Annotated in this window: 19 protein-coding genes; 12 read left to right on the forward strand and 7 right to left on the reverse strand. The window is 68.5% G+C overall.

Annotated elements, in window-relative coordinates; all coding sequences use genetic code 11:
* Positions 1 to 197: 197 nt before the first annotated feature.
* Positions 198 to 923 carry a polyprenol monophosphomannose synthase gene (locus tag ACX80U_RS10130; RefSeq protein WP_459268301.1) on the forward strand — a complete coding sequence of 242 codons (726 nt, stop codon included), beginning with the start codon at positions 198 to 200 and terminating at the stop codon, positions 921 to 923.
* A gap of 54 nt (positions 924 to 977) precedes the next feature.
* Here ACX80U_RS10130 and ACX80U_RS10135 read toward each other — a convergent pair whose 3' ends face one another.
* From ACX80U_RS10135 to ACX80U_RS10150, 4 genes are all read right to left on the reverse strand, one after another.
* A complete protein-coding gene (locus ACX80U_RS10135; RefSeq protein WP_043445375.1) occupies positions 978 to 1,325 on the reverse strand; it encodes an RNA polymerase-binding protein RbpA in 348 nt (115 codons plus the stop codon).
* Positions 1,326 to 1,553: 228 nt separating this feature from the next.
* On the reverse strand, positions 1,554 to 2,486 hold the full coding sequence (locus ACX80U_RS10140; RefSeq protein WP_459268302.1) for an SPFH domain-containing protein: 933 nt from the start codon (positions 2,484 to 2,486) through the stop codon (positions 1,554 to 1,556).
* 80 nt (positions 2,487 to 2,566) lie between these two features.
* Positions 2,567 to 3,043, reverse strand: coding sequence for an NfeD family protein (locus tag ACX80U_RS10145; RefSeq protein ID WP_459268303.1), 477 nt, complete (start codon positions 3,041 to 3,043; stop codon positions 2,567 to 2,569).
* A 103-nt stretch (positions 3,044 to 3,146) separates the two neighbouring features.
* Positions 3,147 to 4,019 (reverse strand): putative RNA methyltransferase, encoded by an 873-nt coding sequence (locus ACX80U_RS10150; protein WP_459268304.1) that lies wholly within the window; start codon positions 4,017 to 4,019, stop codon positions 3,147 to 3,149.
* Positions 4,020 to 4,087: 68 nt separating this feature from the next.
* Between ACX80U_RS10150 and ACX80U_RS10155 the strand changes: the two genes are divergently transcribed.
* Complete coding sequence (locus ACX80U_RS10155; protein WP_459268305.1) at positions 4,088 to 6,130, forward strand: S9 family peptidase; 2,043 nt, start codon at positions 4,088 to 4,090, stop codon at positions 6,128 to 6,130.
* 22 nt (positions 6,131 to 6,152) lie between these two features.
* On the opposite strand, the gene ACX80U_RS10160 is transcribed toward ACX80U_RS10155, so the two are convergent.
* A complete protein-coding gene (locus tag ACX80U_RS10160) occupies positions 6,153 to 6,809 on the reverse strand; it encodes a peptide deformylase (protein ID WP_459268306.1) in 657 nt (218 codons plus the stop codon).
* Positions 6,810 to 6,969: 160 nt separating this feature from the next.
* Here ACX80U_RS10160 and ACX80U_RS10165 point away from each other — a divergent pair, with 160 nt between their 5' ends.
* From ACX80U_RS10165 to ACX80U_RS10175, 3 genes are all read left to right on the forward strand, one after another.
* The gene (locus ACX80U_RS10165; RefSeq protein ID WP_133080506.1) at positions 6,970 to 9,366 is read left to right on the forward strand and encodes an ATP-binding cassette domain-containing protein; all 2,397 of its coding nucleotides are present in this window, start codon (positions 6,970 to 6,972) and stop codon (positions 9,364 to 9,366) included.
* A gap of 207 nt (positions 9,367 to 9,573) precedes the next feature.
* Positions 9,574 to 10,923: a response regulator gene (locus tag ACX80U_RS10170; RefSeq protein WP_459268307.1), complete on the forward strand. Its 1,350-nt coding sequence runs from the start codon at positions 9,574 to 9,576 to the stop codon at positions 10,921 to 10,923.
* Between the two features lie 22 nt (positions 10,924 to 10,945).
* Entirely contained in the window at positions 10,946 to 12,352 is a 1,407-nt protein-coding gene (locus ACX80U_RS10175; protein ID WP_459268308.1) for a sensor histidine kinase, read from the forward strand.
* Positions 12,353 to 12,701: 349 nt separating this feature from the next.
* Here the strand turns inward: ACX80U_RS10175 and ACX80U_RS10180 are convergent, their stop codons facing one another.
* A complete protein-coding gene (locus ACX80U_RS10180; RefSeq protein ID WP_459268309.1) occupies positions 12,702 to 14,990 on the reverse strand; it encodes a fibronectin type III domain-containing protein in 2,289 nt (762 codons plus the stop codon).
* Positions 14,991 to 15,337: 347 nt separating this feature from the next.
* Here ACX80U_RS10180 and ACX80U_RS10185 point away from each other — a divergent pair, with 347 nt between their 5' ends.
* From ACX80U_RS10185 to ACX80U_RS10215, 7 genes are all read left to right on the forward strand, one after another.
* Positions 15,338 to 15,757: a hypothetical protein gene (locus tag ACX80U_RS10185; protein ID WP_459268310.1), complete on the forward strand. Its 420-nt coding sequence runs from the start codon at positions 15,338 to 15,340 to the stop codon at positions 15,755 to 15,757.
* 310 nt (positions 15,758 to 16,067) lie between these two features.
* Positions 16,068 to 16,439: a hypothetical protein gene (locus tag ACX80U_RS10190; RefSeq protein WP_459268311.1), complete on the forward strand. Its 372-nt coding sequence runs from the start codon at positions 16,068 to 16,070 to the stop codon at positions 16,437 to 16,439.
* 191 nt (positions 16,440 to 16,630) lie between these two features.
* A complete protein-coding gene (locus ACX80U_RS10195) occupies positions 16,631 to 17,065 on the forward strand; it encodes a cupredoxin domain-containing protein (RefSeq protein ID WP_459268312.1) in 435 nt (144 codons plus the stop codon).
* A gap of 92 nt (positions 17,066 to 17,157) precedes the next feature.
* Positions 17,158 to 17,550 carry a hypothetical protein gene (locus ACX80U_RS10200; RefSeq protein ID WP_459268313.1) on the forward strand — a complete coding sequence of 131 codons (393 nt, stop codon included), beginning with the start codon at positions 17,158 to 17,160 and terminating at the stop codon, positions 17,548 to 17,550.
* A 129-nt stretch (positions 17,551 to 17,679) separates the two neighbouring features.
* Positions 17,680 to 19,290, forward strand: coding sequence for a multicopper oxidase domain-containing protein (locus tag ACX80U_RS10205; RefSeq protein ID WP_133080513.1), 1,611 nt, complete (start codon positions 17,680 to 17,682; stop codon positions 19,288 to 19,290).
* On the forward strand, positions 19,277 to 19,852 hold the full coding sequence (lepB, locus tag ACX80U_RS10210; RefSeq protein ID WP_459268314.1) for a signal peptidase I: 576 nt from the start codon (positions 19,277 to 19,279) through the stop codon (positions 19,850 to 19,852). Before ACX80U_RS10205 ends, lepB begins: the two co-directional genes overlap by 14 nt.
* Positions 19,853 to 20,099: 247 nt before the next feature.
* On the forward strand, positions 20,100 to 20,669 hold the full coding sequence (locus ACX80U_RS10215; RefSeq protein WP_133080514.1) for a DapH/DapD/GlmU-related protein: 570 nt from the start codon (positions 20,100 to 20,102) through the stop codon (positions 20,667 to 20,669).
* A 750-nt stretch (positions 20,670 to 21,419) separates the two neighbouring features.
* Here the strand turns inward: ACX80U_RS10215 and ACX80U_RS10220 are convergent.
* Positions 21,420 to 21,854, reverse strand: a complete 435-nt coding sequence (locus ACX80U_RS10220; protein WP_459268315.1) for a hypothetical protein — start codon at positions 21,852 to 21,854, stop codon at positions 21,420 to 21,422.
* Positions 21,855 to 21,873: the final 19 nt, after the last annotated feature.

Below are 21,873 nucleotides of genomic sequence, written 5' to 3' on the forward strand. Positions count from 1 at the left end.
CCACGCATCAGTAGAAAACGGTGTCGCCATGCGTGACGGCATCGGTACGAAGATGCGTGGATCTGCCGACCCGTCCACCCGGGAGCCGGGCCTCTCCTTTTCCGGGCGTGCCGCGACGGTCGCCTATACTTGCAGACTGGCTCCGGTACGGAGTCGGTCCCTGCGCGATGCGCGTCCCGATGGAAAGGCCCACCTGCGTGCGAGTCGTCACGATCATCCCCACCTACAACGAGATCGAATCGCTCCCGCTGACCCTCGCCCGCCTCCGGGCAGCCGTCCCCGCGTCCGACGTCCTCATCGTGGACGACAACAGCCCCGACGGCACGGGTGACCTGGCGGATCGTGCCGCTGCCGCCGACGCCCAGGTGCACGTGCTGCACCGGAAGGGCAAGGAGGGCCTCGGTGCCGCCTACATCGCCGGTTTCCGGTGGGGCCTGGACCGGGACTACGACGTCCTCGTGGAGATGGACGCGGATGGTTCCCACAAACCCGAGCAGCTGCAGGACCTCCTCGATGCCGTGGATCGGGCCGACCTCGTGATCGGCAGCCGCTGGGTCGCCGGTGGCAGCGTGGTCAACTGGCCGGCCCACCGCAAGCTCCTCTCGCGTGGCGGCAGCACGTACTCCCGCCTGATGCTCGGACTGCCCGTCCGCGACATCACCGCCGGCTTCCGGGCCTTCCGCCGGTCGACGCTGGAGAGCCTCGATCTCGCCGCCGTCGAGTCCGTGGGCTACGGCTTCCAGGTGGACATGACCTTCCGGGTGGCGCGCGCCGGCCTCACCATCGTCGAGGTGCCCATCACCTTCGTGGAGCGCGAGCTCGGCGCATCCAAGATGAGCGGGAACATCGTGTTCGAGGCCATCGCCAATGTCACCCGCTGGGGGCTCGCCGCCCGGTGGGCCACGCTGACCGGGCGTTCCTGACAGCAAGAAAAAGGCACCCGCCGCGGCGGGTGCCTTTTTCCTTGCTGTCTCGGGTTACGCCGAGCGGCGCTCTCCGCGACGCTCACGCAGGATCGTGAGCCGGTCCTGGAGGATCTGCTCGAGCTCCTCGACCGACCGGCGCTCGAGGAGCATGTCCCAGTGGGTGCGGACGGGCTTGTCGTTCGAGGTGTCCGGCTTCTCCCCGTCGACGAGGAGGGCTTCCTTGCCGGTCTTCGAGACCCAGGTGGCCGGGATGTCCGCTTCCGAGGAGAAGGTCACGAAGACCCGCTCGCCGTCCTCGCAGCGGTACTCGACCCGCTGACGGGGAGCAGGCTCGACGCCGGATTCCGTTTCCATGGACTGCGCACCGAGGCGCATGCCGCGCAGGCTGCGATCGCTCATGATTCTCTCCTAGTCACCGTGGCCTCCCGTCTACCGGTCGGCCGTTACCGCTGTTTCTCACCGAAGTCCTACCCGGGCTCCGGTACCCGCGATCGCCGTCGGGCGAAAGGGAAGCTGTCCGTATAACACTCCGTACCGCGCAGATGTTCCTGCCGGGGGAGGGGTAAACACCTAAGTATACAGCCGCCCTCCGGGCACCGGTGAGCTCCGAGTGGGATCGGTCGTGGCTCAGGTGCGCGTGACCGCCTCGGGGCCGTCGGAGGGGGAGTCCGGGGTGGTGGTGCCGAGGACGTTGCCGATGCCCTTCAATGCCTCGCCGACCTCGCTCGGAATGATCCAGAGCTTGTTCGCCGAGCCGTCCGCGAGCTTGGGCAGTGTCTGCAGGTACTGGTAGGCGAGCAGCTTCTGCGTCGGGTTGCCCTTGTGGATGGCGTCGAACACCTTGTGGATCGCCTGTGCCTCGCCGTCGGCGCGCAGGATCGCGGCCTTCGCGTCACCCTCGGCGGCGAGGATGGCGGCCTGGCGCTGGCCCTCCGCCGTGAGGATCTGGGACTGCTTGGTACCCTCCGCGGTCAGGATCGCGGCGCGGCGGTCACGTTCGGCGCGCATCTGCTTCTCCATCGAGTCCTGGATGGAGTGGGGCGGATCGATCGCCTTGAGTTCCACGCGTCCGACGCGGATACCCCAGCGGCCGGTCGCCTCGTCGAGCACTCCGCGGAGCTGACCGTTGATCTGGTCCCGTGAGGTGAGGGCCTCCTCGAGGTTGAGTCCACCCACCACGTTGCGCAGGGTGGTCGTCGTGAGCTGCTCCACGGCCTGGATGTAGTTGGCGATCTCGTAGGTCGCCGCGCGCGGGTCGGTCACCTGGAAGTAGACGACCGTGTCGATGGACACCACCAGGTTGTCCTCGGTGATCACGGGCTGCGGTGGGAAGGACACCACCTGCTCGCGGAGGTCGAGGAGCGGCAGCAGCCGGTCGACGAACGGGATGAGGATGGTCAGTCCCGGGTTCAGCGTCCGCTGGTACTTGCCGAGCCGTTCGACGACGCCTGCGCGCGCCTGCGGGATGATCCGGACGGACTTCACGAGTACGACCAGGACGAAGATAATGAGGACGATCAGGACCAGAGTGAGTCCGATCGTCCCGACGGTGCCGTTCATGGATCCCCTTTGTTGTGGTGGGTGCGCCCCTCGGGGGCCGACGTGCGGCCAGGACGCGGAAAAGGCGTGGGCGGAGCGCGCTATGCCTCGGTGACCGGAGGCAGGGGACGGTCGGCGGCCGGTTCGACGACGGCGGTGGCGCCGTCGATCCTGGCGACGGAGAGGCGGGTGCCGGCGGGAAGCGCCACACCGTCGGCGGAGCGGGCCGTCCACGTGTCACCGCCGATCTTGACCGTGCCCGAGTGGGCCGTCACGGGTTCCAGGGCGAGGGCGGCGGCGCCGATGAGGCGGTCGATGTTGTTCCGCTGGTCCGCCGGTCCCTTCTCCAGGTGGCGGACGGCCACGGGCCGCACGAGCAGGATCATGAGGAGCGACACGACGGCGAAGACCACGATCTGCAGCACGAACCCCGCACCGATCACGGTGGCCACGAGGGCTGCCAGCGCGCCGACGGACAGCATGATGAAGAACAGGTCGAGCGTGAGGGTCTCCACGGCGGCGAGCCCCAGGAACAGGGCGAGCCACAGGACCCAGCCGTTGGCGAGCAACCATTCCATCGAGCATCCCCCTCGTGTCCGCGCCGCGGTCGGCAGCGCTTGCGTCCATTCTGGCAAACGGGTGTGACATAACCTAGGTCGGCCGGACCTGCAGGGCGAGTTGTTACCCTTCCGTGCCGTCCGCGGGGGATCGGGACGGCCCCCGCGCAGACAGCACCTGGACGGTGAAACGGGCCTCGACCGCGAGGAGGTCGTCCGGGGCTCCGGCCGCGGTCCCGGCGGTGGCGGGTCGCGCGTGGTGGGCCGCGGGCCCCATGGTCAGGGCCGACCGCGCCAGGTCCCGCGGCAGGTGCATGACGTAGTCGAGATCCTGCCGTGCAATCTCGTCCAGCGCGCCGGCGAAGGCCGCGAGGACGTCGTCCGCCTTCTGCGGAGGGACGGACAGGAGGGATCCCACGGCTTCGAGGCCGGCCAGGTGCCCGGGTCGCGGTGTCACGACGACGACGCGGCCGCCCGGCGCGAGGACCCTCAGGAACTCGTCCGCGTTCCGCGGGGCGAAGACGTTGAGCAGGACGTCCACCACACCGTCCGCGACCGGCAGCGGGCGCCAGACATCCCACACGATGCTGATGCCACCGGGCAGGCGGCGCGCCGCGCGGCGGAGTGCGACCTTCGAGATGTCCAGCGCGACGGGGACCATGTGCGGCGCGGCGTCCGCGAGCCCCTCGAGGTAGTAGCCCGTCCCGGCCCCGGCGTCCAGCGCGACCGCCGGCCGCGCGGCATGGCGGAGCGCGGCTGCCACGACCGCCTCCCGCAGGGGCGCGTAGTGGCCCGACGCCAGGAATTCCTCCCGCGCGTCGACCATCGCTGCCGTGTCGCCCTCGAACGGCGTCCCCTTCCCGGTCAGCAGGTTGTAGTAGCCCTGGCGGGCGGCGTCGAAGCGGTGGCCGTGGCCGCACGCGAGCGCGCGGGCCGCCTGTCCGAGCGGCTGTCCGCAGACCGGACAGAGCAGGAGGTGGTCGGGGAGGTCGGGCATCCTCCCATCCTAGGGAGAAGTACCTGTGCACCGTTGACTCAGGCCACTGTTTCGGGTCTAGTCGGAGGGTGAAACCAGACCAGATAGAACTCCTGACCACCACGGGTACCCCGACACTCCACCCCGACGGTTCCCGTCTCGTCGTCGCCGCGACCCGCCCCGACCTCCGCGCCGACGCCTATGTCGGCCAGCTGTGGGAGGTCACGCTCGACGGCGGGCGTCGCCGGCTGACCCGCGGGTTCCGCGACACCGCGCCCCGCTACTCACCCGATGGCGAACTGCTCCTGTTCCTGCGGGCGGCACCGGGCGGGAAGCCCCAGCTGTTCGCCGCACGGGCGTCCGGCGGGGAACCCGTCCAGCTCACCGACCAGCCGTTGGGCGTCGCCCACTTCGACGTCTCCCCGGACTCGCGGACGGTCGTCTTCGCCGCGCGCGTCCCCGAGCACGGCCGCTACGGGACGCTGGACGGCGTCAGCGCGGGGCTCGAGGATCCGCGGCTCGTCACGCAGTACAAGTACCGGATGAACGGGCTCGGCTACACCACGGACAAGCGTTCACAGCTCTTCACCGTGGCGGTCCCGGATCTCGACGCCGAGCCCTACATCCCCGCTGTCGGACGGCTCAAGGAGGAGCACGCCGACGGACCCGGCGCCCTCGAGGAGCAGGGCGCGGTGCCGTCGGCCACCCAGCTGACCACGGCCGACGCGGACCACCTCGAGCCGGTCTTCTCGGCGGACGGCCACCGCATCTACTTCACCGCCGCGCTGGGGGCCGAGGCCGATACCACGCTCGTCTCGGACATCCACTCGATCTCGCCCGACGGGGGCGATCACCGACGGCTGACGAACGACGGCGGTGGCACCCGGCTCGGCTGTGGTGCTCCCCGGCCCAGCACGGACGGTGCCTGGCTGTTCTTCCTGGCCTCGGATCTCTCGCCGTCGGGCCTGGACTTCGTGGCCCGGAACACGGCACTGTACGTCCTGCGGACCGACGAGCCGCAGGACGTCCGGCGACTCACCGATCCCGAGACCGTGGACCTCGGTGACGTCCAGGAGATCGTCGCCGACGGGCCGGAGTCCGTCCTCGTCTTCAACCGGGCGCAGGGCAGAGGCGAGCTGCTGCGCGTCCCGGCGTCGGGGGAGTCTTCCACCCTGGTCACCGGTCCCACCGTGGTGACGGGCGCCGCGGCGTCCGGACAGGCGGTCGTCGTCTCCTACACGGACCCCTCGACCTCCGGTGACGTCGCGGTCGTCGAGCCGTCGGGGTTGCGGCCACTGTCGGACTTCTCCGCTGCCCTGCGCTCCGACACGAGGGTGGGCGAGCTGCAGGAACGCACCTACCCGGCGCCGGACGGCACGCCCGTCCACGGGTGGGTCGTCCTGCCCGAAGGGGAGGGACCGCACCCGGTGCTGCTCGTCATCCACGGCGGGCCGTTCGCGCAGTACGGCTGGGGCTACTTCGACGAGGCCCAGGTCTACGCCGCCGCGGGCTACGCGGTGCTGCTCTGCAATCCCCGCGGTGCCGCCGGCTACGGCCAGGCCCACGGGCGGGTCATCAAGGAGGCCATGGGCACCGTGGACCTCGACGACGTCCTGGCGTACCTCGACGGCGCGCTCGCCGACTTCGGGGCCATGGACGCCACCCGCCTCGGTGTGATGGGCGGATCGTACGGCGGGTACCTGACGGCATGGACGATCGCGCACGACCACCGCTTCGAGGCGGCGATCGTCGAGCGGGGCTACCTGGATCCGCCGTCGTTCGTCGGGTCCTCCGACATCGGCTGGTTCTTCTCGGAGGCATACACCGGCACGGACCCGGCACGTGTCGAGGCACAGAACCCCTTCGCGAAGATCGGGCAGGTGAGGACCCCCGCGTTCGTCATCCACTCCGAGGAGGACCTCCGCTGCCCCATCGAACAGGCGCAGCGGTACTACACGGCGCTCAAGAAGCAGGGCGTGGAGACCGAGATGCTGGTGTTCCCGGGCGAGACCCACGAACTCTCGAGGTCGGGATCGCCGTGGCACCGCAGGCAGCGTTTCGACCACATCCTGAGGTGGTGGGCCAGGTACCTGCCGACCGACGCGAACCCGCCCGCCATGGCGGTCCGGTAGCCGGCGGCGGCGCGGCGGGGCCTCAGAAGCCGGGGCCCCGCCGCGCGTCGTCGACGGTCGGCTGCGCCCAGCGGCCGTGCTCCGAGTTCGCACTGAGGGATCGGATGATCGCCCGATCCAGGTAGAGCCGGCCGTCCAGGTGGTCCGTCTCGTGCTGCACGATGCGCGCGGGCCAGCCCTCGAACCCGGCGGTGACCGTGACGCCGTCCGGCTGCGTGTAGGTGGCCGTGATACGGGCATGGCGCTCGACGACGGCCTGGTAGCCGGGCACCGACAGGCAGCCCTCGTAGAACGCGTGCAGGGAGTGGTCCACGGCCTCGTAGGCGGGATTGATGAGCACGGTGAACGGCAGGGGGGTGCGGAAACGGGCCTGGGCGACCACCGGGTCCTGGACGCCCTCGTCCTCGAGGACTGCGATCCGCAGGGGGATGCCGATCTGCGGGGCGGCGAGACCCACTCCGGGCGCGGCGTGCATCACGCGGCGCATCGTGGCGATGAGCCGGCCCAGGGTGTCGTCGTCGAGCTGTCCATCGACGTCGACCGCCGGCCGGCGCAGCATTGGGTCGCCCGCGGCCACGATCCGGGGCTGGTCCACCGACAGGACGGCCTCGACCTGCTCGCGGAGGGCTCCGGCCGGGAGGTCGGGCCGGACCTGGTTGCGTGAGGTATCGGTACTCATCCCACCAGCAAAGCACGATCGCGGACAGCAACGGGTGCCCACCCCATTGCCGGTTCCGCATCGACGACGGACAATCAGACGTGCTGCCCGCGGCTGGTCCCTGTGCCGCGGCTCCCGGCAGACCACCGGCGGAAGCGGCCCCCCAAACGATGGAGACACGATGACCACGGCCACCACGGACGTCCAGCAGGCCCAGCTCCACACAGCCGACACGCACGACCTCATCCGGGTGCAGGGGGCGCGCGAGAACAACCTGAGGGACGTCTCGATCGACATTCCGAAACGCCGCCTCTCCGTCTTCACGGGCGTCTCCGGCTCTGGCAAGAGTTCCCTCGTCTTCAACACCATCGCCGCCGAGTCGCAGCGCATGATCAACGAGACCTACAGCGCCTTCCTGCAGGGCTTCATGCCGACGCTCGCGCGCCCCGAGGTCGACGTCCTCGAAGGGCTGACGACGGCGATCATCGTGGACCAGGAACGCATGGGCGCCAATCCCCGGTCCACCGTGGGTACCGCCACCGATGTCAATGCGATGCTGCGCATCGTCTTCTCCCGGCTGGGGAACCCCCGGATCGGGTCTCCGCAGGCCTTCTCGTTCAACGTCGCCTCGATCAGCGGTGCCGGCGCGGTGACCCTCGAGCGTGGCGGCACCACGGTGAAGGAGCGGCGCAGCTTCACCATCACCGGCGGCATGTGCCCACGGTGCGAAGGCATGGGCTCGGTGACGGACATGGACCTCACCCAGCTCTATGACGACACGAAGTCCCTGAACGGGGGCGCGCTGACCATCCCCGGCTACAGCATGGACGGGTGGTACGGCCGGATCTTCGGCGGCTGCGGCTTCTTCGATGCCGACAAGCCCATCCGCGACTTCACGAAGCGTGAACTGCAGGACCTGCTCCACAAGGAACCGACCAAGATCAAGGTCGACGGCATCAACATCACGTACGAGGGCCTGGTACCCAAGATCCAGAAGTCGATGCTGTCCAAGGATCGCGAGGCGATGCAGCCGCACATCCGCGCCTTCGTCGACCGGGCCGTCACGTTCACCACCTGCCCCGAGTGCGACGGCACCCGACTGAGCGAGGCCGCGCGCTCCTCGAAGATCGCCGGGCTCAGCATCGCCGACGCGTGCGCCCTGCAGATCAGCGATCTCGCCGCCTGGGTACGGGACCTCCACGAACCCTCGGTGGCGCCACTCCTGACGGCGCTGGGGGAGACCCTCGACTCGTTCGTCGAGATCGGGCTCGGCTACCTCAGTCTCGACCGCCCGTCCGGGACGCTGTCCGGCGGCGAGTCCCAGCGCACCAAGATGATCCGCCACCTCGGTTCGTCGCTCACCGACATCACCTACGTCTTCGACGAGCCCACGATCGGCCTGCATCCGCACGACATCCAGCGCATGAACGACCTGCTCCTGCGCCTGCGGGACAAGGGCAACACCGTGCTGGTCGTCGAGCACAAGCCGGAGATGATCGAGATCGCCGACCACGTCGTCGACCTCGGTCCGGGCGCCGGGACCGCCGGCGGCACGGTCTGCTTCGAGGGTTCCGTCGAGGGCCTGCGCCACAGCGGGACGCTCACGGGCCGGCACCTCGACGACCGCGCCTCGCTCAAGGAGAGCGTGCGCGCCCGCAACGGCGCACTGGAGATCAGGGGAGCGACGTCGCACAACGTGCAGGACGTCGACGTCGACATACCCCTGGGCGTGCTGTGCGTGGTCACGGGCGTGGCGGGCTCGGGCAAGAGCTCACTGATCCACGGCTCCGTGTCCGGCAGGGACGGCGTCGTAGCGGTGGACCAGACGGCCATCAAGGGCTCACGCCGCAGCAACCCCGCCACGTACACCGGCATGCTGGAGCCCATCCGGAAGGCGTTCGCGAAGGCAAACGGCGTCAAGCCGGCCCTGTTCAGCGCGAACTCCGAGGGCGCCTGCCCCACCTGCAACGGCGCGGGCGTCATCTTCACGGACCTCGCCATGATGGCCGGCGTCGCGACCACCTGCGAGGTCTGCGGCGGCAAGCGGTTCCTGGCCGAGGTGCTCGAGTACACGCTCGGCGGGAAGGACATCAGCGAGGTCCTGGCGATGCCCGTCACCGAGGCCACCGAGTTCTTCCGGGCCGGCGAGGCCAGGGTGCCCGCCGCCCATGCCATCCTCAGCCGTCTCTCCGACGTCGGGCTCGGGTACCTGAGCCTCGGCCAGCCCCTGACCACGCTGTCCGGCGGCGAGCGCCAGCGCCTCAAGCTCGCCACCCACATGGGGGAGAAGGGCGGCATCCTGGTCCTCGACGAACCCACGGCAGGCCTGCACCTGGCCGACGTCGAGAATCTGCTGGGCCTGCTGGACCGCCTGGTCGACGCCGGCAAGTCCGTTCTCGTCATCGAGCACCATCAGGCGGTGATGGCGCACGCGGACTGGATCATCGACATCGGCCCCGGAGCGGGGCACGACGGCGGGAAGGTGGTCTTCGAAGGAACGCCGGCAGAACTCGTCGCTTCCCGGGCGACGCTCACCGGACGGCACCTCGCCGAGTACGTGGGCCGTCCGGCCGGGTGAACGAGGTCGCGCCCGAGGTGGCCGGACGGAGTTCCGGGCGGGTAGCGAGCACGGCGGGGCAGGGCGACGCCGGGACGTGCGACCGCCGGCGAGCACTCCGAATGCGGGTAGCCGGACCCGCGTAATGCGTAGCCACCACTCGTGTCGGCCCGGTTCTCCCTCCCCTTCAATGGAGGCATAGTACTCATCGAGCTGGGGGAGGACATTGTGATCACCTTGGAGCTGGCGAAGGAACCAGGCGTTTCCAATCACGTTCCGGAGGCCGCCGCAGAGTCGCCCACGCTCGAGATCTCGGTGCTGGGCCCCCTGACCATCCGCCGCGGAGACGTAGAGCTCACGGCAGGCGATCTCGGTGGCCCCAAGCCCCGTCAAGTGCTCGAGATCCTCCTGCTCAACTTCGGATCGGCGGTGTCGAAGACCCGCATCATCGATCTGCTGTGGAACGGCAATCATCCGGCCGTCGCCCTGCCGACCCTCGAGAGCTATGTCAGCGTCCTCCGACGGCGCCTGCAGCCAGGAGCCGGCCGGACGGGACCCCTGCGGACGGTCACGGGCGGCTACGTGATCGACCGGACGATGGTGGACCTCGATCTGGAGCGCTTCACGACGCTGACCGAGCAGGCCGCCGTGGCAGCGCCCCATGCAGCGCTGGAACTGCTCACCGAAGCCCTCGAACTGGCAGCCTCTCCGCTGCTCGGGGACGAGCTGCTGCCGGGCTGGGCCGAAGAGGAGCGGGCCCTGCATGCGGAGCGGGTGGGCCGTGCCCGCGTGCTGGCCGCGGAGTCGGCGCTCCTCGTGGGCGAGGTGGGCAAGGCGATCGCCTGGAGCGGTGCCGCCGCACGGGAGGACTCCCTCAACGAACGGGCATGGACCACGCTGGTCCTGGCTCTGGAGCAGAACGGGGAGAACACGGAAGCGTTGCGGGCCTTCGATCGATGCCGCCGGATCATGGACGAGGAACTGGGCTGCGCACCCACGGGACTCCTCAAGGAGGCACACGCCAGGCTGCTGACGAGCACTGCGCCGTCCAGCGGGCCGCCGGCACGCCCCGCACCCGTCCATCCGACGACGGAGAACCACCCCGACGCACCGCCGGCCACCCGGCAGGAGACGGCACGCCTGCGGATCCTCATCGTCGACGATCACACGACCTTCTCGGACCTGCTGGCGGGTGCGTTGGACCGCGAACCCGACCTCATGAGCGTGGGGGCTGCGACATCGGTGGATTCGGCTGCGTCGATGTTCCGGGAACTGCGGCCCGACGTCGTCGTCATGGACCTGTACCTCGCCGACGGCTCCGGACTCAACGCAGCCGAGCGCATCCTCGCCGAAACACCGGAGGCACGGATCGTCATGCTGACGGGCAACCCGTCACAGGAAGCGCTGCGCGAAGCCGCCCGCATGGGAATCTGCGGGTTCCTGCCGAAGGACGGCGCCCTGGGAGTCATGCTCGACACCCTGCGGCATGCCCGCCCGGGCAACATGATCGTGCACCCGTCGCTGGTTGCGCGGCTCGGCAGCATGACGGGCTCCGCCCCGGATCCCGCCGGTAAATAGCCGGGCACCCGAAGCCGTGCGCGTGCTCCGCCCCGGCAGGGCCGACGACGACGGGACGAGAGCCCCTGGCGTCGTCGAACGACGCGAGGTGCAGTCCGCCGTCGCGCGCTTCCTCACGGTCGGCTTCCTGGCGCTCGTCCTCGTCGCGACCCCCGTGGCCTTCTGGATCCGTGCCGAGGCGGAACGCCACGCTCTCATGAATGCCCGGGACATGACCCAGCGTCTGGCCGACAACGTGGTCGGGCCCCTGATCACCCGTGAGCTCCTCGCCCGGGATCCCGTCGCGCTGGAACGGCTCGACCGGCGACTGGCGCCCTGGCTTGCCAACGGCAATGTGACGAGGATCAAGGTGTGGGACGAGCAGGGCAGGGTGGTCTACTCGGACGCCGAATCGCTCATCGGACGGGATTTCGAGCAGGAGGAATGGGCACGCCTGCTGCTCGACGGCGGGCCGGCGACTGCCACGCTGGAATCCCAGACCGGGGAGGAGAACGAGTTCGAGGACGCTTCGGGTGAACTCGTGGAGGTCTACGTGCGCTCGACCTCGCAGACCGGTGACCCGATGATCTTCGAGACCTACTCCTCCGGTGAGGCGGTGCGCCGTGAGCAGTACGCAGTGCTCATGGGGATGATCCCGCCGACCCTGCTGTCCCTGGCGGTCCTGCAACTGGCGCAACTCATCCCGGCCGTGCGCCTGGCCCGCAGGATCCAGGACCACCAGGCGACGCGCACCGCGTTGCTGCGCTGCGCGATAGAGGCCTCCGACCAGGAGCGCCGGCAGATCGCCAGCGAACTCCACGACGAAGTGATCCAGGACCTGTCCGGACTCGCGTACGCCCTGGAATCGGAGGAACGCCGGGGCCCGCCGTCGATGGGCCCCGTCTTCACGAACGCCCGCACCATGCTGCAGAACGACGTCCGTCTCCTACGTGCCATGACCACGGAACTCTACCCGCCGGACCTCGAAGAACTGGGGCTGAAGGCCTCCCTCATGAGGCTGGAGACGCCCCTGGTGGAGCGCGGGATCGCCTTTCTGGTCGAGATCCCGGACGAGCTGGTGCTGGACCGGGATCAGACGGTCCTGGTCTACCGGGTCGCGCGCGAAGCCCTGGTCAACGCGACCAGGCATTCCTCGGCACAATCGGTGGAGATCCGGATCCGGCAGTCCAGCCAGCGGACAGAGATCACGGTGTCGGACGACGGAGTCGGCTTCGATACGGACGAGGCACGCCCGGAGGGCCACTTCGGCCTGAGGATCCTCGGCGACACCATCCGGCAGGCGGGCGGCTCCCTCGACATCACCTCGACGCTCGGGGTCGGAACCTGCGTCACCGCGGCATTCGGTGGAACGGCGCCTGGAGTCCGCCGCGCGCGCAGGCGTCCCGTCAGATCCCCGAGCCAGGGAACGGCCCGGCTGCCGGCCACCTGACTCCCGCTCCCGATCGTTCGACCCAGAGGTGCCTGTCCCGCCCGTGCCTCTGTGCCGGGCGGGTGGTCTCCCGGCCGGGCGCCCCGGTGCCTCCCGTGATCGTCCGGCCCGTTGCAGGATCCAGGCCTCCTCACGGTGCACCCGCCCCGGACGGTCGGTTGCAGTGGGGGCCGGCGGCAAGGGTCCTCCGACCTTCGTGGCGGAGGTCGTGCCAGTCCGCTCCGCGCTCGCAGTGCGGGAACCCTCGGGCGCCACCTCGAGGACGACGCACCGGGGTCCGGCTGCTGCCCGCAGACTGCGGGAGCAACCGGACCCCGGTGGTGGACGGTCGATGGTCTATCCCACCGGTCTACCTGTTCGCGACGGTCGTCGGACCGGCGCTACCTCCCACCGTGGACTCGATCCACACGCTGCCCGGGTTCGTGGTGCCTGCAGCGGCATTGCGCAGCCGCAGGGTGTAGACGCCACCGGTCTCCGGAGCGACTGCAGCGGTGACAGGGGCTGTCCCCAGGATCCGGCCGGTGGGGCCGCCGACCCGGACGGTGATCGTCCCGCCGACGACGTTGCTCGTGCCTCCGATGCGCAGGTCGCCCGTCTTCCATTGGGCCAGGCCGATGGTGACCCTGTCCGGAACGGGGGTCACCTTGACCTCGTCGGTCCTGGTGCTTCCGCCCGCCGTGACCGTCAGCTTGAACGTGAGCGGCTTGTTGGTCATCGGCGTCCGGTAGACCGGCAGGCTGAACGTCGGCTTCAGGGTCGTGCCGGCGTCCAGGGTGACCTTGTCCGGATCGGTGGGTCCGGTGAGGACCTGCTCCCAGAGGTAGGTCGCGCCGGTGGTGGTGGAGCCGGTGCCGTCCAGGGTGACGGCCGTGGCGCTGGTGCCTCGTGCGACGGTCTGATCCGGTCCGGCGTTGGCGACCAGGGCGCCCTGCACGGTGACCGGGTCACTCTTGGCCGATTCCGGTCCGGTGCCGTTGATGTTCGTGGCCCTGACGGTGAACTGGTAGGCGGTGTCGCCGTTCAGCCCGTCGTAGACCAGTGTGGTGACCGTCCCGGCGACCGTCCTGGGAGCGCCGAAGGCTACACCGTCGGCGGTGTAGGCCTGGACCGAGTAGCCGTCGATGGTGAGTCCCGGTGCCCCGGCGTCGGGTGCTGCCCAGGACACTTCCGCTGTTCCCTGCCCTGCCTTCGGTGCTGCGGTGAAGACCGGAGCGGCCGGTACGGGATCGTCGGTGATGGTGAAGGTGACGTTCCCGTTCTCGGAGACGTTCCCGGAGGGATCGATCGCGGCGAACGTGACGGTGCTGGTGCGGGCGACGTCGATCGGGTCGGTGTACAGGAGCGCGTGGGGGGCGCTCACGCCGCCGGAGACGGGGTCCGTGCCGTCCAGGGTGTAGTAGATGTCGCTGGCTGCTTCACTGGCTGTCAGGGTGACCTTCTGCGCGGTCGGGAAGGTCCCACCATTGGGCGTGGCCGTCACGGTCGGAACGTCGGTGTCCTCTGCCGGGATGGCGTGGCTGGCCGGGAATGTCTCGCCGACGCTGCTGACGGACGCCACGTAGACGTCGTACTCCTCATCGGCCTTCAGGCCCCGGATGGTCGTGCTGGAGGCCTTCGGGTTGCTGATGCGCACACCGGATTCGACCTGCTCGCTCCCGGACACGGTCTTGGCGACCGCTGTGACGCGGTAACCGGTGATGGCCGGCGTGCCGGGGACGGCCTGAGCGGGGGTCCAGTTCACCTTGACGTCGCCACTGACCTTCGCAGCGATGATGCTGGTGGGTCCTGCAGGGCCCGACTGCAGGGGTCCGTTCGGGCAGCCGCCCATCCCGGGGCCGCCGAGCTCGCCGAATTCGGCGATGGTCAGGCCCTGCCGGTTGGCGTCGGCGTCCTCCACCTGCCAGGACATCGCGCGCTCGCCGCCGGCGTCTCCCGCGATCTCGGCCGTCGCCCGGTCGGCGAAGATGTAGGTGGCGGTGAAGGTGTCCGGGCCGTCCAGGCCGAACTGGAGGCGGGACTGGTAGCCGTCCTCCTGGGCGAGTTCTCCCGGGGCCGCACGGACATCGCGGCGCCCGACCGGGGTGTCCTTCAGCGCGGGCTCGACGATCCGCTGTTCCATCTGGCTCGTGTTGACGCCCGACCCGACGTGGCCCCGAACGGTCAGGGTGTTGCCTTCCAGGGTGGAGTCGGACGTGACGAAGGCGTCCTGGACCGTGGTGGTTCCTGCCTCGGTGTCGGCGAACGTGATGGAGACGTTGTCGCCGGGCAGGATGTCAGGGGTGACATTGAGTCCGGTCCCCGCGCCCCAGCACACCCCGCCGGGGTGGTTGATCTCGAAAGCCACGTCACCGGCGGCGACGACGCTCTTCGCGGAGCCTACGATGCCGACGCCGGGCCGGCGGACCTCCACCGTGGCGGTCTGTCCTACGTAGTCCTGGTAGCCCTCGATGGTGACGAAGTCACGGTCGGGGAAGACCACGACGTTGTCCGGGAAGGTCGGGACGGCCGCGTTGGCGGCGGGAATCGCGAGAAGGGACGTGGTGCCGAGGACGGCGGAAACCGTCGCGACAACCGCGGTCCGCCCGTAATGCTGGACGCGGGACTTCGGCTGTCCCTTTTCGTGGAATGCAGATTTCATGACGGCCTCACTGATCCTCGTTGCGTGAGTAAGGGGTTCACTCGTGGACACAAGCTAGGTCGACCACCTTGGGGAAATACTGCTGGCCCCCATCCCGATTCGTGCCGAGGTCGGACCCCGGGTGGGTCGCCTGTCCTCGCCGACGGATAGGGGGAATGCCGATTCCTAGGGATTCCCTAGGAGCCCGATGGAGACTGGCGGGCATGGTATCCACAACCCGGTCCCGCCCCGCGCCGCTGCACGGTCCTGCCTCACCACCCCGTTCCCCGTCATCGCGCCGGCGCACCAGGTTTCTCATCCCGGTCGCCCTGCTCCTGCTTGTGGGGGCGGTGGTCGGGAGCGTTCTGATGGCTGCTCCGCGGACGCCTCCGGCCCTGTTGGGCGCATCGGCCACCGTTGATGGTGGTCTGGGGCGCATCCAGGGAGTCCTACCGACCGAGGTCGACGGCTGGTCACCTCCGTCACCGTCCGCTGCGCTCGCTGAGCCGGCCACTGACGGGAGTCATCGTGTCCGGATCCTGCTGGAGCTGACGGCGATGGAGGAGGACGGGCTGTCCTTCGACCCGTCCCGGTACACCGTCTCTGCGCTCGGCGCGGAGACCTGGGAAGCGGTCTGGTCCTCTCCCGCTCCTTCGACGGCTCGACAGGGCGAGACCATCGACGCCGTCCTCGTGTTCGAGCTGCCGGATCGAGCCATCGATCTGACCCTGCAGGTGCCGGGCGGACCCGGACTGTCCCTGGGAGAGGGCCACCACCGGGGCGAGTAGCAGGCAGTCGTCATCCCGACCGGCACGGGACGTGGAGGGCTGCGCGGTCCTCGTCGTGCAAGAACCTTGGAATGCGGTCGCGATCGATCCGCACTCGCTCATCCGCCCGACAAGAAGAGACATCCCAGCATCGGAATCCCTGGCACGGCGAAATGCATGCTGGGAGCTCGACGCTCATCGGGCTTCCGCTTGACAGAGGCGTCCAAAGGTTTATCCAAGAATGGAGTTGCAGTGTTCTCCCGAGTGGGGGTGGCAGTAGGACATCTCCATCGGGCCCGGCCCCGCCGGGATGATCAGGAGGATCGAACTCATGGGTAGGAAATTTTCCACTTCAGTGGCCGGGGTTGCACTGACCATGCTGGCTCTCACCGGTTGCTCCGGGTCCGCCCAGGAAGCCACCGAATCAGTGGCGGCAGAAGTCACGGAGGCGCCGGCAGAGACCTCCGAGGCGGCGGAGACCACGGAGGCGCCGAAGACGACCGAGGCAACGGCCAGCGCTCCTGCGGCGACCGGTCCGACGACGCTGGGCGTGGCCACGAGTGACCTGGGTGAGATCGTGGTCGACGCCGACGGCATGTCGGTCTACTACTTCACCAAGGACCTGGCCGCTGGTGACACCAATGGACAGGCTGTCGGAGACGTCTGGTATGTCGTCGCTCCCGACGGGACGATGATCAAGTAGATCCTCCGCGGTGACGGCGGCACCTCGTGACAGCGGGGCCGCCGGGTGCCGGAAGTCGTCGGGCAGCTCATCCGCTGCGGGTTCTCCTTCGCAGAACCGGCCCGGAGCTGCCGGCGACTTCTGTCCCTCCCGCCACGACCGCGTCCCCTCTGCCTGGACAACCCACCACCCCTTGGACTGGGAGAAATGCCATGAAAGCACGTCACCGACTGTCGGTCCTGATGGTCGCCGCTGCGCTCATCGGCGTCACCGCCTGCGGCTCCGACGCCGAGCCCCGCGCCACGGCGGCGGCCGGCGCATCGAGCGAGGCCGCAGCGCCCGCACCACCGGCCGCCACAGGTCCGACGCCCGCCGGCTCGGCGGACACTGTGCCCACCGAAGGAGCGACGATCACCATCGCGGACTTCGAATACGTGGTGCCCGAGACCATCGCCCCCGGCACCACGGTGACCGTCGTCAATGAGGACGACGCCCCGCACACGGTCACGGCGAAGGACGACGGCGGGTTCGACGTCGATGTCGCCGCCGGTGAGACGGCGACGTTCACCGCACCCGACGAAGCCGGCGAGTACGCGGTCATCTGTGTCTACCACCCCGCGATGTCCGGAACCCTGGTCGTCGGATGAGCGGGACAGGAGCTCCGTCCGCCAACAGGCGAGGTGCACGCTCCAGGCGGCAGGGGTCCACCACCGGGGGATCGGCGCGACGTCGCCTGCCGATGATCGCCCTACGCACCCTGGCCGGTGCCGGTCTGATCGTCAGCGCCGTCATCCACTTCCAACTCGCACCAGGGTTCCAGCAGGCTGCACCGGCAGGAATCGGCGGGGGCACCCTCTTCCGGATCCAGGCCGTCGTCGCGATGCTCGCCGCACTGTACGTGCTCATGAGGGGCAGCCGAGCAGCGTTCGCGCTCGCGGCAGTGGTGGCACTCTCCGCGCTGGGCGCGGTCGTCCTCTACCGGTATGTGCAGGTCCCGGACATCGGATTCATCCCGTCGATGTACGAACCCGTGTGGTATGCGAAGAAGAGCCTGATTGCAGGAGCAGAAACCATCGCGGGCGCTTCAGCGGTTCTCGGGTTCGTCCTCCTGCACCGACACCGGACCCTGTGAGACACGGCAGGTGCCGTTCCTTGGGACATCGCAGCAGATTCAAGGGTTTCTCCAAGTAATCGGAGGCCCGGCGCGAGGTATCTCCAACGTGGCTGCGGGACAGTCGTCGTACTGAACGAAGGGAACGCAATGTCAACCACACGCCGTCAGGTTCTGCTGCTGGGGGGACTCGGAGTCCTCGGGGCGGGCGCCGCCACACTTCCGACCGGGTCGGTGGACGCCAAGTCGGCGAGCCGGCTGAGCGACAGCCAGATGCCGCGACCGTTCCAGGTGCCCTTCGTCCAGGCCCCGTTCCTCCAGCCGTACACGACAGGGATCGACCCGGCCGACGGGTTGCCCGTCAACTACTACCAGGTGACGGAGAAGGCCGCGACGGCCCAGATCCTGCCGCGGCTGACGACGCCCATCCTCGGGTACAACGGAATATTCCCGGGCCCGACCATCAGCCTGGACCAGGGCACGAAGGCGGTCGTGAGGGTCCGCAACCAGCTGCCGGCCCAGCACCCCCTGGACGGTCACGCCCTGTCCACGTCCACCCACCTGCACGGGTCCGCGTCGCTCCCGCAGTACGACGGCTATGCCAGCGACATCACGAATCCGGGATTCTACAAGGACTACCGGTATCCCAACTTCCAGCCGGCCCGCACGCTCTGGTACCACGACCACGGCGTCCACTTCACCGCCCAGAACGCGTACTCCGGCCTCGCCGCGCAGTACCACATGCACGATCCCCTCGAACGCCAGTTGCTGCCGCAGGGCCGGTACGACGTTGCCCTGACCGTCAGCGACGCGATGTTCGCCGAGAACGGTTCCCTGGGCTACGACGACAACACCCACTCGGGGCTGTGGGGGGACGTGATCCTGGTCAACGGGAAGCCATGGCCCGTCATGAAGGTACAGAAGCGCGTGTACCGCTTCAGGATCCTCAACTGCTCCATCTCACGCTCCCTACGACCAACGCTCAGCACGGGGGACCCCCTCGTGATCGTCGGGACCGATGGTGGCCTGATCCCGAAGGCACAGAGCGTGGCGAACTACCGTCATGCCGGCGCGGAGCGGTACGAGGTCCTCATCGATTTCCGCAAGTACAGGACGGGGCAGCGCATCGAGCTCCGCAACCTCTCGAACAAGAACAACGTGGATTACGACTACACGGGGAAGATCATGGCGTTCGACGTGACCGACGAAGCCGTCGACACCACCGACCCGACGTGGAACCGCATCCCCACGACCCTGGTCGGCAGTGAAGCCATGTCACTGACGGCCGCGCAGTCGGTGAGGACCCGCAGGTTCCGGGTCAAGCGCAACGACGTCACCAATATGTGGACCATCAACGATGACAGTTGGCAGGACGTCATCGCCAGCGGGTACAAGAAGGTCGTCGCCGATCCGGCGGTCGACTCCGTGGAGATCTGGGAGGTCGAGAACAGCTCGGGCGGGTGGTTCCACCCCCTCCACATCCACCTGGTCGACTTCCAGATCCTCAGCCGCAACGGGAGCGCAGCGTTCTCCTACGAGCGTGGCCCGAAGGACGTCGTGTACGTGGGTGAAGGCGAGACCGTCCGGCTCCTGATGAAATTCTCCCCCCACGCCGGCGTCTACATGATGCACTGCCACAACCTGCCGCACGAGGACCACGACATGATGGCCCAGTTCCGCGTGGGCCTGAAGGAGACCGACTACGACCCCAACGATCCCATGACGGCGGCACGAGCCGAGTGGGACGATGACGACGACTGAGCCGGGCGACGGAATGCCCCAGGACAGGGGACGCCCCATCCTGGTGCGTTCGCCGGAGCTGTCGCCGGGGGCGGAAGCGGTGGAGAGACGCCGACCCCGCGTCCTGGTGGTGGCACTGATTCCCCTGCTCCTCGTCCTTGCCCTGCGGGCATGGGTCCTGGAACCGGTCACCGTGTCCTCCGACAGCATGGAACCGACCATCGCATCCGGTGCCGTGGTGCTCCTCTACAAACCCTCCGCCGGTGCGGACTCGATCCGGCCCGGCGTCGTCGTCGCTTTCACCAACCCAGTCGACGGCCGGACCGCCATCAAGCGGGTCATCGCAGGGGAGGGGCAGACCGTCGCCATCCGTGATGCTGAACTGTACGTCGACGACGTCGCGATAGCGGAGCCGTTCGTCGATCACAGCCGCATCGACGCGACCTATTTCGGCCCTGTGACGGTGCCGAGCGGGAGTGTCTTCGTGCTGGGCGACAACCGCGGCGTCTCCATCGATTCCCGGGATTTCGGAGCCGTGCCTCTCACATCGATCCGGGGCACTCTGCTCACCGGCCGGAAATAGGCGCGCTCCCGCAGGGGGAGCAACTCGATTCCCGCATCGGTCCGGCATCCGCCGCACGCCTGCGGCGAGGACCTCACCGAACTCCACCCCGGCGACACCGTCCACACGTCGGCAGGGGAGTGGCACTGGCGCCGTACCACCGCGGACGACTTCATGCTTCTGCCGGATCTGCGGGCAGACGGGACTGCGAGGTCGCAAGGTGGCCTGTTACCGTGGCCATCCCATAATCGGTACGGAAGAGGACGACGTGACACTGGATGACCTGCTGATCGAACTGAACGCCGGCAGAACCATTCCGGGAGATTCACCTCTCCACGCGGTCATGCACAGGACCAGTCAGGAGGCCCTGCGCATCACGGGGGAGTTGAACAGCGGGTGGAAGGACCCGGCAGAGGTCCGTCGGCTCCTGTCCCGGCTGATCGGCACACCGGTCGACGAGTCGGTGACTGTCTTCCCTCCGATCCACGCCGACTTCGGCAGGAACATCACCATCGGACGTCGGGTCTTCATCAATGCCGGGTGCATGCTCCAGGACCAGGGCGGGATCACCATCGGGGACGACTGCCTCATCGGACATAATGCGGTCTTCGCGACGCTCAACCACGATCTCGCTCCGAGCCGCCGTACCGACCTGCTTCCGGCGCCGATCGTCCTCGGGGCCAATGTGTGGATCGGAGCGAATGCGACGATCCTGCCAGGGGTGACCATCGGACGGAACGCCGTCGTGGCGGCTGCCGCGGTCGTGACGAAGGACGTGCCCGACAACGCGATCGTCGTCGGGTCACCGGCGAAAGTCGTCCGATACGTCTCGGACTGACGCAGCCGTGGACATCCGACCCGCCGAATGAGCCCGGAAGCAGTCCCCGACGCGGACCACCCGTATCCGTTCGCGAGGAGGCATCCACGCCCGGACATGACCTCGAGGAACTGCGTCTTAACAGCCCCTCTCGCCGGTATACCAAGTTCGCCGATAATCTACATTATGTCAGGTAGCGGTCCGGGAAGGGGCAGAACCCCTCCCCGCCGCTCCCCGAAACATTCACGTCCATGGGCACTGCCGGCCGGGAACGATGCTCGTCGATCTGCAGGCTGTCCGACCTGGAGGTGCACACAGTCCATCCCGGGGTCAGGCATTCCGGTCGCCCGCTGGGCAGCATCGCCCATCCCGATGCGCAGCTGCCGGTTACAGGGTCATCCGAGGATGTGTGGCCCCGGGCAGCGCGATCGGTCGTGCTCCGGCGTCGAGGACACCACAGACGCTTCCATGTCTTTCAAGCGGCTGGAAATGGGTGCGAGTGGGGACCGAGTTGCCTGCCGATGGTGGGGCGGCTTAGGTAGCCGACCAGCGTCCCCTCTCCCCCGACGCTTCTATGTCTATCAACCGGCAGGAGGCGGGCTTCGTGCGCTGACCCACTGGTTGCGCCCCTCGTCGTGGTCTTGCCCGGGGCTAGCGAGAATTCCGGTCCGTTCCCGTTTCACCCTAGAGCGGGTTTGTGGCCTTGGTGCCCTTGTGACCGTTGACGCATGGGTAAAACTTGCCCATCACAGAGTCAGACCTGGGAGGCGTTCATGTCATGGTGCTACGCCGCACAACAGCCTCGACATCGATCTGGTCGGTCGGACTACTCGGGTCCGTCGGCCTCTCGGCGTGCACCGCCGAGGAGCCGTCCCCCACATCACCCACGGAGGCTCCCACGGCATCGCCTACGGAGGCTCGCACGATTCCACCGCTGCCCGAGATTGGCGACATCGACGCCGGCACGGTCGTCACCAGCTTCACGAAGCCTTTCGAGATCACCTCCCCAACGGCTGGGGCGCCGAAGACGCCGTCCTGTTCAGGGACGATCCGGACCACCCGGATGAATGGGCGGTCGTCGTGCTTTCTAGCGCGCAGATTATGTGACGATCGACGCATGCGCGTGGCAGGGCAGACTCCGTAATGTCGGTCCGTCCGCTGGGCCTTCGTCGACGTAAGGACGGCACAGACGTTCACGGCGAGCACTACTCCCGTCGAGGTCGTG

The organism is Arthrobacter sp. TmT3-37 (assembly GCF_054510835.1).